Source organism: Bradyrhizobium yuanmingense (assembly GCF_025200905.1).
In the GTDB taxonomy this organism is placed as follows: domain Bacteria; phylum Pseudomonadota; class Alphaproteobacteria; order Rhizobiales; family Xanthobacteraceae; genus Bradyrhizobium; species Bradyrhizobium yuanmingense.
In genome coordinates, this window is the sequence record NZ_CP104173.1 from 7,749,992 (window position 1) to 7,762,982 (window position 12,991).

10 protein-coding genes, 1 tRNA gene and 1 pseudogene are annotated in these 12,991 nt (G+C 64.2%); 10 read left to right on the forward strand and 2 right to left on the reverse strand.

Annotation, left to right across the window (positions count from 1 at the left end):
- The first annotated feature begins 22 nt into the window (after window positions 1–22).
- Entirely contained in the window at window positions 23–1,003 is a 981-nt protein-coding gene (locus N2605_RS35955) for a Bug family tripartite tricarboxylate transporter substrate binding protein (protein ID WP_260345394.1), read from the forward strand.
- Between the two features lie 32 nt (window positions 1,004–1,035).
- On the opposite strand, the gene N2605_RS35960 is transcribed toward N2605_RS35955, so the two are convergent.
- Entirely contained in the window at window positions 1,036–1,938 is a 903-nt protein-coding gene (locus N2605_RS35960; RefSeq protein ID WP_260345396.1) for a LysR family transcriptional regulator, read from the reverse strand.
- A 92-nt stretch (window positions 1,939–2,030) separates the two neighbouring features.
- Between N2605_RS35960 and N2605_RS35965 the strand changes: the two genes are divergently transcribed.
- From N2605_RS35965 to N2605_RS36005, 9 genes are all read left to right on the forward strand, one after another.
- Window positions 2,031–3,092: an aldo/keto reductase gene (locus N2605_RS35965; RefSeq protein ID WP_260345398.1), complete on the forward strand. Its 1,062-nt coding sequence runs from the start codon at window positions 2,031–2,033 to the stop codon at window positions 3,090–3,092.
- A 77-nt stretch (window positions 3,093–3,169) separates the two neighbouring features.
- Window positions 3,170–3,685: a nuclear transport factor 2 family protein gene (locus tag N2605_RS35970; protein ID WP_225175269.1), complete on the forward strand. Its 516-nt coding sequence runs from the start codon at window positions 3,170–3,172 to the stop codon at window positions 3,683–3,685.
- Window positions 3,686–3,973: 288 nt separating this feature from the next.
- A complete protein-coding gene (locus N2605_RS35975; RefSeq protein WP_260345400.1) occupies window positions 3,974–5,245 on the forward strand; it encodes a DUF2157 domain-containing protein in 1,272 nt (423 codons plus the stop codon).
- Window positions 5,242–5,856, forward strand: coding sequence for a GDYXXLXY domain-containing protein (locus tag N2605_RS35980; RefSeq protein ID WP_260345401.1), 615 nt, complete (start codon window positions 5,242–5,244; stop codon window positions 5,854–5,856). Before N2605_RS35975 ends, N2605_RS35980 begins: the two co-directional genes overlap by 4 nt.
- A 92-nt stretch (window positions 5,857–5,948) precedes the next feature.
- Window positions 5,949–6,038 (forward strand) — tRNA-Ser (locus N2605_RS35985).
- A 249-nt stretch (window positions 6,039–6,287) separates the two neighbouring features.
- The gene (locus N2605_RS35990) at window positions 6,288–8,618 is read left to right on the forward strand and encodes a hypothetical protein (protein ID WP_260345402.1); all 2,331 of its coding nucleotides are present in this window, start codon (window positions 6,288–6,290) and stop codon (window positions 8,616–8,618) included.
- A 544-nt stretch (window positions 8,619–9,162) separates the two neighbouring features.
- The gene (locus N2605_RS35995) at window positions 9,163–10,302 is read left to right on the forward strand and encodes an FAD-dependent oxidoreductase (protein ID WP_260345403.1); all 1,140 of its coding nucleotides are present in this window, start codon (window positions 9,163–9,165) and stop codon (window positions 10,300–10,302) included.
- A 430-nt stretch (window positions 10,303–10,732) separates the two neighbouring features.
- Window positions 10,733–11,593, forward strand: coding sequence for a DMT family transporter (locus N2605_RS36000; protein ID WP_260345404.1), 861 nt, complete (start codon window positions 10,733–10,735; stop codon window positions 11,591–11,593).
- An 86-nt stretch (window positions 11,594–11,679) separates the two neighbouring features.
- Window positions 11,680–11,964 (forward strand): hypothetical protein, encoded by a 285-nt coding sequence (locus N2605_RS36005; RefSeq protein ID WP_109141799.1) that lies wholly within the window; start codon window positions 11,680–11,682, stop codon window positions 11,962–11,964.
- Window positions 11,965–12,058: 94 nt separating this feature from the next.
- Here the strand turns inward: N2605_RS36005 and N2605_RS36010 are convergent.
- Window positions 12,059–12,985, reverse strand: a pseudogene (locus tag N2605_RS36010) (LysR family transcriptional regulator); the annotation flags it as partial.
- Window positions 12,986–12,991 lie beyond the last annotated feature (6 nt).

The following is a 12,991-nucleotide window of genomic DNA, read 5'->3' on the forward strand; positions in this document are numbered from 1 at the left end:
GGAACGCATGGAGGAGGAGACCGTGTTTCACGTTGCAAGACGCCGCATCCTGGCCGCGCTGACGGTCGCCGCTTTCGCACTGTTGCCGCCGGCGGCGGCCCGAGCCGCCTATCCCGAGCAATTGATCAAGATCATCGTGACCTTCCCGCCCGGCGGCAGCGCCGACACCGTCATCCGCGCGCTCGAGCCGCTGGTCACCGCCGAGCTCAAGCAGGGCCTCGTCATCGAGAACCGCGCCGGCGCCGGCGGCAACATCGGCATGGCCGCGGTGGCACAGGCAAAGCCCGACGGCTACACGCTTGGGGTGGCGCCGGCGGGTGCGTTGACCGTGAATCCGCACCTCAATGCCTCGATGCCGTTCGCGCTGAAGGATCTCGCGCCCATCACCCTGCTCGCGGAAATTCCCTTTGTACTGGTCGCGTCCGCGAATATTCCGGCGCGCACACCTGCGGAGACCATCGCGCTCGCCAAGGCGAAGCCGGGTGGGCTCTCGATCGGGCATGGCGGCAACTCGACCGCGATGCATTTGACCGCCGCGCTGTTCACGCAGAGAAGCGGGATCGCGATGGAGCTGGTCCCGTATCGCGGGACGGCGCCGGCGGCGGTCGATGTTCTCGCAGGCCATGTCCCGTTCGCGGTGCTGGATATTCCGGCATCGCGACAATTGATCCTCGACGGTAAGCTCAACGCGATCGGCGTGTCCTCGGCGCGCCGCCTTGCGTCCTTGCCCGACGTGCCGACGCTGGCCGAGAGCGGCCTTGCCGGTTTCGAATCCGTCGGCTGGTTCGGGCTCGTTGCTCCCGCCGGCACGCCTGCGGACGTCATCGCCCGGCTGAACGAGGCCTTCGCCAAGGCGCTGAAGGACCCTGCCGTGGCGGAGAAGATCCGCACCCTCGGCGCGGAGCCGGCGCCGACCTCGCCCGAGCAGTTCGGCCGCTTCATTCAGGACGAAAGCGCGAAATGGGGCAAGCTGATCAGCGAGGCCGGCATCAAGGCAAACTAGAGCGGATCGATTCGATCTAAAGCCATTCCGCTTTAGCGCTTTCCGCTTCCACGATAACGCACGTGATCGACCAGCGCGCGCAGCTTCGGCGGAAGATTCCGCCGATCCGGAAAGTAGAGGAAGAAGCCGGGGAAGAACGGGCAGTATTCCTCCAGCAGGGGCACCAATTCTCCGCGCTCGATATACGGCTTGAACGTCTCTTCCATGCCGAATGTCAGGCCGCCGCCCGCGCAGGCGGTCCGCACCATGACCCACATGTCGTTCGTCGTGATCCTCGGCTCCACCGCGACGTCGAACTCGCGCCCCCCTTCCGCAAATTCCCAGCGGTAGGGAGCGACGTGCGGCGCCGGCCGCCAGCCGATGCAGCAATGCTGTGAGAGCTCGCGCGGGTGCGAAGGCGAGCCGAACCGCTCCAGATAGGCGGGAGCTGCCACGACCAGCTGGCGCTGATCGCCCGAAACAGGCACGGCGATCATGTCCTGCTCGATCACTTCGCCGAGCCGGACGCCGGCATCAAAGCCCTCGGCCACGATGTCGAATTCCTCGTCGGTCACGGTCACGTCGACCTGCACGCCGGGATGAGCCTGCGTGAATTCGGCCAGCAACGGACCGCGAATGAATCGCTCGGCGATCGATGAGACGGCAAGACGCAGCTGCCCCGTCGGCTGCGCGTCACGGTCGCGGGCGCCATTGATCGCCTGTTCGACTTCGGCGAGCGCCGGGGTCACGCGCTCGTGCAGGCGCAGGCCGGCTTCGGTCAGACTGACGCTGCGCGTCGTTCGCTGCACGAGAGCCACGCCCAGCTGGTCTTCCATGCGTCGGATAGCCTGGCTCACGGCGGATCGGGTCACCCCGAGCCGCTCGGCGGCGCCACGGAAGCTCTTGGCTTCCGCGACCGCGATGAAAACGGCAACGAGGTTCAGGTCCGTGGTCATTGGTTAGCTAGGCTTACCACCCCAGTCATCATTGGCCAACTTCTCTCACCTCTCGCCGGGGGCTATCTCCGACCCATACGAAGGAGGCTCTGATGACGTCGCTCGATCAATACCGCCTGCTTGGCCGTTCCGGCCTGCGCATTTCCCCCCTTGCCCTGGGTACGATGACTTTCGGGACCGAGTGGGGATGGGGATCCGATCCCGGCGAGGCACGGCGGATCTTCGACCTCTACGTCGACCGCGGCGGCAACTTCATCGACACCGCGGTGAACTACACCAACGGCGCGTCCGAGCGCATGGTCGGCGAGTTTGCCCGCGGCAAGCGCGATCGCCTCGTGCTCGCAACCAAATTCACCATGGCGCGCGATCCCGGCAACCCCAATTCGGGCGGCAACCACCGGCTCAACATGCTTCGTTCCGTGGAGCAGAGCCTGCGGCAGCTCGAGACCGATCGCATCGACCTGCTTTACCTCCACAGCTGGGATGCGACCACGCAGCCGGACGAGGTGATGCGCGGCCTCGACGATCTCGTGCGCAGCGGAAAGGTTCTGTATGTCGGCATTTGCAACACGCCGGCCTGGCGCATTGCACAGCTGCAGACGATCGCAGATCTGCGCGGCTGGTCGCCCTTCGTCGCCCTGCAGATCGAATATAATCTGGTCGAGCGCACCGTCGAGCATGAGCTCATTCCGCTCGCGGCGAGCCTCGGCCTGGGCGTGCTGCCCTGGTCGCCTCTCGGCGGCGGCGTGCTCGCCGGCAAGTACACCCGCGCCGATCTCAGGGATTCCCAGGACCGCGCCGTCGGAACGACACGCGCCTCGATCATCGCGTCATCAGGCCTTCTCAACGAGCGGTCGCTGGATGCGGCCGAGACGGTGCGATCCGTCGCCTGGGAGCTCGGCGCGACGTCCTCGCAGGTGGCGATTGCCTGGACGCTGGCCAATCCCGCGGTCACCGCGCCGGTGATCGGGGCCCGCACGCTGGAGCAGGCGGAAGACAATTTCGGTGCGGTCGGGATATCGCTGTCGCCTGAGCAGATGGCGCGCCTCGACCAGGCGACCGCGCCCGATCCCATTTTTCCAGGCCGCTTCTTGCGCCGTCCGATGGTGGAGCAACTCATCTTTGGCGGCGCCACCGTCGCGCGGCGCGGGTAGGTCGAGCAACAACGCGACCGACCGCGCGTGCATCACTTCGGGGCAGACGACATCTTGCACCAGAAAGGGAGACACCAATGGCAACCATGCTCAATCGCGCGCTTGCGTCCTGCGTCTACGCGGTCATCGTCACCGCTTCCACCCTGACGACGGCCGCACCCTGCGGACAGGCCAATTCCCTGCCGGACGACAACAAGCGCATCGTCACCGATGCGTTCGATCGCTGGGCGGCGGGAGGCACCACTTTCTTTAATGACCTGCTGCACGAGAGCGTGGTCTGGCGCATTAGGGGATCCGGTCCAAGCGCCGGCGAGTTCAGAGGCCGCGATGTCTTCATTGATCGCGCGGTCCGCCCGTTTGCCAGCCGGTTGTCGACCCCGGTCCGCCCCACAGCCGTGAGGGTCTTCGCTGACGGCGACCACGTCATCGCGCATTGGGAAGGCAGCGGCGTGGCGCGTGACGGCAAGCCCTACGCCAACAGCTACGCGTGGATCCTGCTCATGCAGGATGGCAAGGCGGCGGAGGTCACGGCCTATCTCGACCTCGCACCCTATGACGACGTCCTGCGGCGCATTCCTTTGCCTGCGCAATAGGCCGCACATAAGAGTGATATCGCTTGTGCCCATCCTTCGAGACGCCCGCCGTTGGCGAGCCCTCAGGATGAGGACCGCGTGCGTGGCACTGGTTTCAGCGGGCTCCGATGCCGCTGAGCCTCATCCTGAGGAGGCGCGTAAGCGCCGTCTCGAAGGACGAGGCGCGCGCTCAGCTCGCGCCAAGAGCCATATGCGAAAGCCCCACCGCGAGCAGGAGCTTGAACCCATCGCCCGTACGATCCGACCTAGCAAGGTCCCGCCATCCGGCGGCCAGGTGATCCCAGGACGATGTTCGACAAAACCTACCGGCAGCGCCTCGAAGCCGATCTTGCGCGATGGGAGGCCGACGGCGTGATTGCGCCGGCGGCGGCCGTCGCGATCCGCAGCGCGCTGCCGCCGCTTCCGGCCGGCATCAACATCGCCGTGGTCGTCGCCATCGTCGGCGGCCTGCTGATTGCCGCCGCGTTCCTCGCCTTCGTGGCGGCGCACTGGACCGAGATCGCGCGCCTCGCGCGGTTTGCGATCCTGATCGCGGGCATGACTGTCGCCGGCGGTCTCGGCGCCTGGTTCGCCGCGCGGGAGCGCACAATTCTCGCCGATCTCTGCGCCAGCATCGGTGCGATCATCTTCGGCGCCGGCATCGCGCTGGTCGGGCAGATGTATCACCTCGGCGACGACTTTGCCGGCGGCATGCTGCTGTGGTCGATCGGCGCGTTCGCCGCGGCCCTGCTGACCGGCTCGCGCGGCGCGCTTGCCGTCGGTCTCGTTGCCGCCTCGATCTGGACCTGCATGCGGATCACCGACGCGTCCGACGTGCTGCATCTTCCGTACGTCTCGGTCTGGCTCATCGCCGCCGCACTCGCCTTCGCCTGGAATTCCCGCGTCGCCGCCCATCTCGTCGCGCTGGCGCTGCTTCCGTGGTGGATCGCGACCTCGCTCCGCTTCGAATTCGAGGGCACCCAGCCGTCCTTCGTGCTCGCGAGCGGTGCGGCGCTGCTGTTCGGCGCCGGGCTCGCGATCGCCGCCGCGCCGTCGCCGCGCGCGCTCCGGCTCGGCAACGTCTTGTCGGTTTACGGCGCGTTTTCACTGGCCATCGCCGCGTTCCTGGAGGTGACGACGGTCGACGATCTCGTCCGCTTTCGCGAAGGGTCGATTGCGGGCCAGCCGCTTTGGGCGATCGCGTGCGGAAATGCCGGCGTGATCCTCGCGCTGGCCTCGGCTGCGATCACCAGGCGCGCGGGAGAACTGCTCGCAGCAGCTGCGATCGCCCTGGTCCTGCTCGCGGCGCCGGTCTGGCCGGCCTCCATGGCCGGCGAATCCTGGCTTGCCTATGCCGCGCTGCTCTCGGCCATGCTGTGCCTCGTCGTCTCCGGCATGCTCGACGACGTGCGTCCGCGCATCGTCGCCGGCTGGCTCGGGATCGCCGGGGTGATCGCCGGCATCACTTGGGCGGTGAAGGGCTCGCTGCTGCGCCGCTCGGCTTTCCTGGCAGTGGCGGGCATCGCGGCCGTCGTCTTTGCCACCGTGCTCAACCGCATGCTGCCGAGGGCCGCGCGATGAACGAGATGACCGCACCCCTCATCGCATTCTGCCGGCGCATCCCGAAAGCAGTTTTGTTCGGTGTCGCCGTCCTGCTGCAATGCGCGCTGCTGACGCTGATGGTGGCCGACCGCATGCAGATCCTGCGTAACGGCGTCGAGGTGACCCTGCAGACCCAGCCGGTCGACCCCCGCGATCTCCTGCGCGGCGACTATGTCGTCCTCAGCTACGACATCTCGCAACTGCCGGCCGGCGCGCTCAAAGGCAAGGTAGCCGACGCGCGCCACCCACTCGTGTTCGTCAAGCTCGCGCCCAATGCCGGCGGCGTCTATCAGGCGGTCTCGGTGCATGCCGAGCCGGTCAAGGTCACCGCGCCCGAAGTGCTGATCCGCGGCCGCGTCGGCAATTACGGCGGCTCCTGCGGCGACGACCGGCGAAGGTTCTGCGACAAGCTGCCGATCAAATATGGCCTGGAAAGCTATTTCGTGCCCGAAGGCGAGGGCAAGAAGCTCGAGGATGCCCGCAACCAGCAGAAGCTGCGCATCGTCGCCGCCGTGCTGCCCTCAGGCCGCGCGGCGATCAAGCGGCTGCTGCTCGAGGGGGAGCCGGTGTACGAGGAGCCGCTGTATTAGGGCGGGATGGTGCTCGGACAGATCGATTGCCGCGGCGCTTGTTCACATCTCACGCTTCCGGTATGGCCGCACCCTCTCGATGGCGCCTTTCAGGAGAGGTGGCAGAGCGGTTGAATGCACCGCACTCGAAATGCGGCATAGGTGCAAGCCTATCGGGGGTTCGAATCCCTCCCTCTCCGCCATCTGTTGAATCCTACCGCCACTGTTTGCTCATGAGAAACGTCCGTAAACGGCGTTTCCTTTCTTTTTGAGTTCGCTGGTGCCCACTTTCGGACAGGCTTTCTGTCTAAGGGGAAGAGCTCGAGTGGTCGATTGCGACAGTTTGGTATCGCAGCGATAGATCGAGCCCGCGTAGGGTTGGCACATCAAAAAGATTGTGCAACTCGTCGTGCCATCCAATCAATCGAGTGCGAAGCTACTTCAGAGAACCGATGACAACCCCGCCGCGCATTTGGCTCGACTATCGACCTGTTCGAATTGGCTGGGTAGTTACCGGGCAGGATACCAGCCAGCTAGCTACTGCCGCCGGGTGGAATACTTGCCTGTGGGGAGGGCGCTACAATTGCGTAGTGCCCGCAAACGATGAAGCTTTGGCAGATAGGATCGTGTCCTGTTTCGGCGTGGACGTGTTGATCGCCGTGGAGCAAAGCGACGCTAGCGCCGCCTTCATTTCAAGATTCCCGCACTTGGAGTATCATCAATGGCGCAAAGGAATCTTTGCTCAAGGCGGTTGTGAATTCGCCGACATCCGACACCCGGTACGGAGAATCGTTGACCGACAGGAGAAAGAGCCTGCAGAGTTCTTCACTGTGCCGACCTGGGAAAGTAGCGATCCGCTCAAGTTTCTTTTGACGCTTCAGTTCGGTTGTTATCCGGCGCCGGACACAAACATCGCAGACTACCGCGGCGCAATCGAAAACGCGCTGAAATCGTCCGCAACTGCAATTCCACTCGATGGGCCGCTTCCGGTTGCGTTGCTCGAACAAGTCACTCCTCTAAAGTTGACTGCTTACGATCTATTCCACGAGCGATCGTTTCGAGGGCGACGCGGGCCCGGAGTAGTTCTTGGCTCGGCAACTGACTTCGATGCGCTCGTAATGTTTTGGAATTTGCGTGCTGCAGGCGCACCATTGATTTTCTATGACCAAGCACATAGCACGCGGCTGAAGCCATACGCGGAGGCATTTCTTTCTCCATTCCGGGGAAAACGGCTGAGTCCAAGTGAGCGTGTGACGTTTTGGATACGCCGCGATTATTCAACAGACGATTCTTGGAAGCCCGATCTAGACTTAAGCGACCTCCCAATCGCGCTATCCGATGGAAGAGGTGATATCATCTGGAACGGACTAAACGTCGAGCCGAGTTCACCGAAGTTTTCCGCATGGCATCGAGATGTCGTGCCCTCCTACGTTGAGGGATCGGGGAAGGCGTCTGCTTCGTTCTCCCTACCAGGTCGCCCTTTCAACGATGATGACACGCAGGCTCTACGCCAGAAGTTTGTCGTCGTTGTCGATGCCACCCAGCACGGCTCGCCAGATGCGGAGCTCACATTCGAGACCCCTCACGTTCCGGCACTTAACGAATTCTATGGGCGCAACTTCTATTTCGAATATGACGCCGCGCGATGCCAGGCAGGACGTTTCGACAAGGGTTCAATCGGCATCATCACGTCCATTTCGACCCAGCGGCTGGAAATCCAAGCGTTTCGTGTTTTCCATTGGCTGAAGGAGTTTTTCGAAATATCGAAATTGAAGATTGAGCGATCGGAGCCAGGACTGAGGTGTTCTAGGATTATCGCGCAACTTGGCGGGATACAATCGTGCCGTGTCCTGAAGGTCCGCGGCGCGCGGTTGCTGCTCCGAGCTTATGGAGTCGATGAACATTTCACGCGTAGCGCTGCTATCACCAAAATTCGCGACGTGGACGCGGCTAACTCATCTTCCAGCCTGGAACTTTTTAAGCATCTTTTTATCGAGTACCGGGAGAGCGGAGACCTGAAAGCAGATGACGTATTTCGATATCTCCTGGAACGGCGTGTTTTCCGTGCCGGTTTGGAATTCACATGCCCAAATTGTCAACTGCCAAGCTGGACTCATTTAGACGAGGTGAAGACGAATATATCGTGTAGCTATTGCGACCACACCTATGATGTGTCGCCACAGCTGAAGGATCGCGACTGGCGCTATCGGCGGTCCGGGATATTTGGACGCAATGACAATCAGCTCGGCGGCGTCACCGTGGCGTTGACACTTCAGCAGCTGGACACTTCTCTACATGATCGTCTGATGATGTACTCAACTGCCATAAAGTTTACGTCGCCGACGGGGGCGATTGAACAGTGCGAATCCGATCTAGTAGCCGTCGTCGCCGGGACGAGTCTTGATGGAGATTCGTCCGTTGAGATCGCGTTTGGGGAATGCAAGACGGAGATGCCGTTCAATGAAGAAGATGTGAGGAAATTGCGAGCGCTCGCCGACGCGGTCCCTAGTACATTGGCGGTAACTTATATCATATTCAGCAAAACTGGGACGTTCTCAGATGCTGAGCTTGCGCTAGCCAAGTCCTTGAACAGCGAGTATCGGAAGCGTGTAATCCTTTGGTCCAGAGATGAGCTTGAGCCTTACCACGTTTATGAGCGCTCGAAGGATCGTCTTGGCGTCGATTGGCACGCGAGTTCGCTCGCAGACATGGCGCAGATAACTCATAGATTATATTTCACAAATGCTGCCGCTTCGTCGTCTCAAGTGCAAGGTGGATCATAGAGGCGCGTTCAGCCTCTATCGCCACCTTTGGCAACCACGCTTGCAAGCCCAGCGTAACTGTTCCGCTACGGTGACAGTGAACTTAACTCCGGCTGTCCAGAGCGAACGTCGGAGAAAAGAAAGTCCGATGTACGGTGACAGTGCACAAAACGTCCACCGTCCGGAAGCAAACAGAAGTCCGAACCAGCGTCCATCGCGCGACTCGATCGCCTTGGAAGGGCCCGCCGGAACAGTGCCTATCGGGCCCTCCGGCGATGATGCCATCATGCTCCTGTTTTGCCCGTTCGGGTCAGAGGCCGCGCGACGTCATTCGTAGTAAGCCGAGACCAAGATCAATCCCAATCCCCACCGTCCCCAAACGGATCCATCACCCTCGCCCCCGTCCCGCAACACCGCGATCATTGCGCGTCACCAGCGTCAGATTGTGCATCAACGCGGTTGCCGCGAGCAGGCCGTCGTGCCGTAGTCGCCCTCTCGTAGACCTTGTCAACCCGCGAAATCATCACGATGATCACCGCGTCGTAGCATCGCTCGCGAGGCCTTCATGCGAAAATGCGAAGTTGCCGTGCTGGGTTTGGGGCTCATGGGCGGAGCAGCGCTGGGCGCATTGCTGGATGCCGGCGTCGATGCGCTCGGCTTCGATCCGGTCGCAGCAGGTTCGGATCGAGGCTCGTCACATGGTTCATGTCGCATTTTCCGTCGCTTCAATTTCGAAAACCCCAATTACACCAGCCTGAGCGACGAGGCTCATGCCGGCTGGATCCGGCTGCAGAGCGAAAGCGGTCAAACGGTTCTAACGGAAACCCCCATTTTGGAGGCCGGCCGCCCCGGCTCCGCCATGGTGGCGTCCTCGCGCGCGGCCGCGATCGCGAAAGGGCGCCCGGATCCGATGCTGACCGCGGCTCAAGCGAACAAGGAATTTCCGGCTTTCAGCCTGCCCGGCGACTGGGACGTCGTCGTGCAGGACGGCGGCGCGATCCTGCGGACCGAGGTCGTCATGACACTGATGCGCTCACGCGCCGGAAAGCGCGTGATTCCGGAACGCGCGAGCTTCACGCCGCACCGGGACGGCGTGTCGATCCGCACTGATACCGAAGAGTTCTTCGCCGAGCGCGCGATTCTGGCGCTGGGCCCGTGGCTCGGTCGCGCACTCCCGCGGCTAGGCGCGCTGCTCAACGTGACCCGACAGGCGGTCGGCTGGTTCGTGCCTGCTAGCCCCGACAGCGTGGCGCTCGGTCGTTTCCCGATCTTCATTCTGGACCGAGGGCCGAACGACACGGTCTACGGCTTTCCGGACTTCGAACAGCGCGGCGTCAAAGCTGCGCCTCACAACCACGGGCCCGTGGTCGGCCCTGACGACTGGAGTCCGCAGGCCAGCGATGGTGAACTCCGCCCGATCGGCGAAGCGTTGGCCGCCCTCGTCCCGGGCGCGGCCGGGCCCATCATCGATCGCGACGTCTGCCTCTACACCAACACCGCGCCCGCCGACATCAGGCTAGACGCGGGCGAGGAATTCATCATCGATCGCTGGCCGGAGTCCCGCCTGATCGTCTGCTCCGCGTGTTCAGGCCATGGTGCGAAATTCGCGCCCGCCATAGGGCAAAGGCTTGCTCGCCTTGCCACCGATCCCACCTACCAGGCAGAACCGTTCTTTCAGCTTTCGCGCTATTCTCAATTCGCCTGAGCGGATGCTGGATGTTGCGGTGACAGTGCACAAAACGCGCAACCGACCCGGCGGCAGACGCCTTCACGAGGCCCGGTCCAAAGCCCTGCCTGCCACGCACCTTGCGATGATGCCACTATGCCACTGTTTTGCCCGACGAAGCAAATGACGGCAGATGTCATTCGGAATGGGTCGCACCGCTCGCGGCCAGTTCTCGTTGGCTCGCATGGAGCGCCGGAGAGGCACGTCAAACCACGTTCCGCCGGCTTTTCGGCTCCCGAAACCCCGTCCGACCCGCACCGCTTGCAGCTCCCCGCCTAACCCATTGATCTTGCAACCCCCGTCTACTGTGCATGGGGTTGATTTCGCACCTTTGTTGTTCCATGCCATCACGCGTCGCGTTCAACCGCCACGGCACCAGGCCAGCCGCCCCACCCCAAGCGAGACCAACATGCACTCTTCCGTCAGCGGCTGGGGCAACGGGCTTCTCGGCGTCATCATTTTCAGCGGCTCGCTGCCGGCGACGCGCGTGGCGGTCGGCGGCTTCTCGGCGCTGTTTCTGACCTCGGCGCGCGCGGTCATCGCGGCGCTGATCGGGGCGGCGGTGCTCGGCCTGCTCCGGCAGGCGCGGCCGCAGCGCCGTGATCTCGCCTCGCTCACCGTCGTCGCCATCGGCGTCGTGATCGGCTTTCCCCTGCTGACGGCGCTCGCGCTCCAGCACATCACGTCCGCGCGCTCCATCGTCTTCATCGGCCTGTTGCCGCTGTCGACCGCGATCTTCGGCGTGCTGCGCGGCGGCGAGCGGCCGCGGCCGCCGTTCTGGCTGTTCGCGGGTCTCGGCAGCGCCACGGTGGCCGGCTTTGCCCTCACCGCTGACGGCGCGGCCTCGCTTCAAGGCGATCTCCTGATGGTCGCCGCGATCGTGCTGTGCGGCCTCGGCTATGCCGAGGGCGCTGCGCTGTCGCGCCGCCTCGGCGGCTGGCAGGTGATCTCCTGGGCGCTGCTGCTCGCGCTGCCCTTGATGCTGGTGCTCGCGGTGCTGACGTGGCCGCCGGTCTGGAGCGGCATCGGTGTGCCCGCCTGGATCGGGCTCGCCTACGTCTCCGTCTTCAGCATGTTCGTCGGCTTCATCTTCTGGTACCGCGGGCTCGCCATCGGCGGCATTGCCCGAATCGGCCAGCTCCAGCAGCTGCAGCCGTTCTTTGGCCTGGCGCTCGCCGGCCTTCTGCTCGGCGAGCCGGTCGCAGGCAGCATGATCGCCGCGACGGCAATCGTGGTCGCCTGCGTCTTCTTCGCGCGGCGGTTTGCGTGAGGCGGCGACGCCAAACCTTGATCTAGATCAATGCCTGTCTCGGCGCGGTGCCTGCCTTTAATGCATGACAAGCGAGGGAGGACGTGATGCGACAGCGAACGAAATTGTGGTTGGCCGGCGCCGTTGTTGTCTGCGCAGCATTGGGCTCGGTGCAGTGGTCGGCAGAGGACGGTCTTTCACTCGCGATCCAGAGCGCGGAAGCCCGCGTCGGGCGGCCGGCGACGCCGGCGAGTGTTGCGGGCGTCGCACGTCGAACGACGCGTCGTGCCGTGGTCGGTGGCGCCGCCGTCGGTGCAGCAGCCGCAGGAGCCGCCGTCGTGGCGCCAGCCTGCGTCCGCGTGCTGGTCAACGGCGTCTGGGTCTGCCGCTAGCGTGAGGCCTTCGCCTCACTGCTGCCCCATCACGGTGCGCATCAGCGCGCTCCGTGCGAACTTCTTCAGCGGCATCGGCTTGCCGGACAGAAAGCCCTGATTGAGGCCTTTCGATCCCCGGTAATCGCGCGATCTCTCCGGCGAGGAAATCGACCAGGAGGCGCACGCGCGCAATGCCGGACCGCTCCGGCACGATCAGCATGTTCAGCGGCACCGGCGGCGGCGAATAGTCCGGCAGCACGCGTTCGAGCCTGCCGCCCGCGAGCAGGTCGCTGACCAGCCACAGATGCGCCGGCGCAATGCCGCGGCCGGCCGCGAGCGCCTCACGCGCGGCAAGCCCGTGATCGAGGCGCAGCCGCCCGTTGAAGGGTATCGCGTGGCGGCCGCCGCGGCGCCCCTGCAGCACGAGGACATCGCTGCCGGCGATGTTGGACATCCGAACGCCCTCGTGATGAGCGAGGTCTTGCGGGCGCGCGGGCCGGCCACGCGCGGCAAGATAATCGGGTGCGGCCACGAGCACTCGCCGCGACTGGCCGAGCGACTTCAGCTTCATCGTGCTTTCGGCGAGCGGCCCCAAACGCAGCGCGACGTCGACGCCCTCTCTGACGAGGTCGATCCGCTCGTCGGTCAGGCTGAGGTCGACCGAGACCTCCGGATAAGCGTCCTGGAAGGCGAAGATCAAGCGGCTGACGTGGAGCACGCCGAACGCCGCGGTGCAGGAGACCCGCACCGTTCCGGCCGGCGCGCCGCGCGTCGAGCGCGCCTCGTCGCCGGCCTGCTCGACGAGACGCAGGACATGCACGCAGTCGGCGTAGTAATTGCGGCCCTCCTCCGTCACGGTGACCCTGCGCGTGGTCCTGGTGAGCAGCGGCACGCCGACCGCCTGCTCCAGCTCCCGAATGTGCCGCGTCACTGTGGATTGGCCGATCCCGAGCTCGCGCGCGACCGCGGACAGGCTTCCGCGCTCGGCGACGCGCACGAAGCTGCGCATGCGCTCGAGCGTAACCTCCGGCCTATCCATTTTCCG

Bases quoted from the DNA above. Each gene is read 5' to 3' on its own strand.
- N2605_RS35960 (WP_260345396.1), bottom strand. From the start codon at position 1,938: ATGACCACGGACCTGAACCTCGTTGCCGTTTTCATCGCGGTCGCGGAA.
- N2605_RS35965 (WP_260345398.1), top strand. From the start codon at position 2,031: ATGACGTCGCTCGATCAATACCGCCTGCTTGGCCGTTCCGGCCTGCGC.
- N2605_RS35970 (WP_225175269.1), top strand. From the start codon at position 3,170: ATGGCAACCATGCTCAATCGCGCGCTTGCGTCCTGCGTCTACGCGGTC.
- N2605_RS35975 (WP_260345400.1), top strand. From the start codon at position 3,974: ATGTTCGACAAAACCTACCGGCAGCGCCTCGAAGCCGATCTTGCGCGA.
- N2605_RS35980 (WP_260345401.1), top strand. From the start codon at position 5,242: ATGAACGAGATGACCGCACCCCTCATCGCATTCTGCCGGCGCATCCCG.
- N2605_RS35990 (WP_260345402.1), top strand. From the start codon at position 6,288: ATGACAACCCCGCCGCGCATTTGGCTCGACTATCGACCTGTTCGAATT.
- N2605_RS35995 (WP_260345403.1), top strand. From the start codon at position 9,163: ATGCGAAAATGCGAAGTTGCCGTGCTGGGTTTGGGGCTCATGGGCGGA.
- N2605_RS36000 (WP_260345404.1), top strand. From the start codon at position 10,733: ATGCACTCTTCCGTCAGCGGCTGGGGCAACGGGCTTCTCGGCGTCATC.
- N2605_RS36005 (WP_109141799.1), top strand. From the start codon at position 11,680: ATGCGACAGCGAACGAAATTGTGGTTGGCCGGCGCCGTTGTTGTCTGC.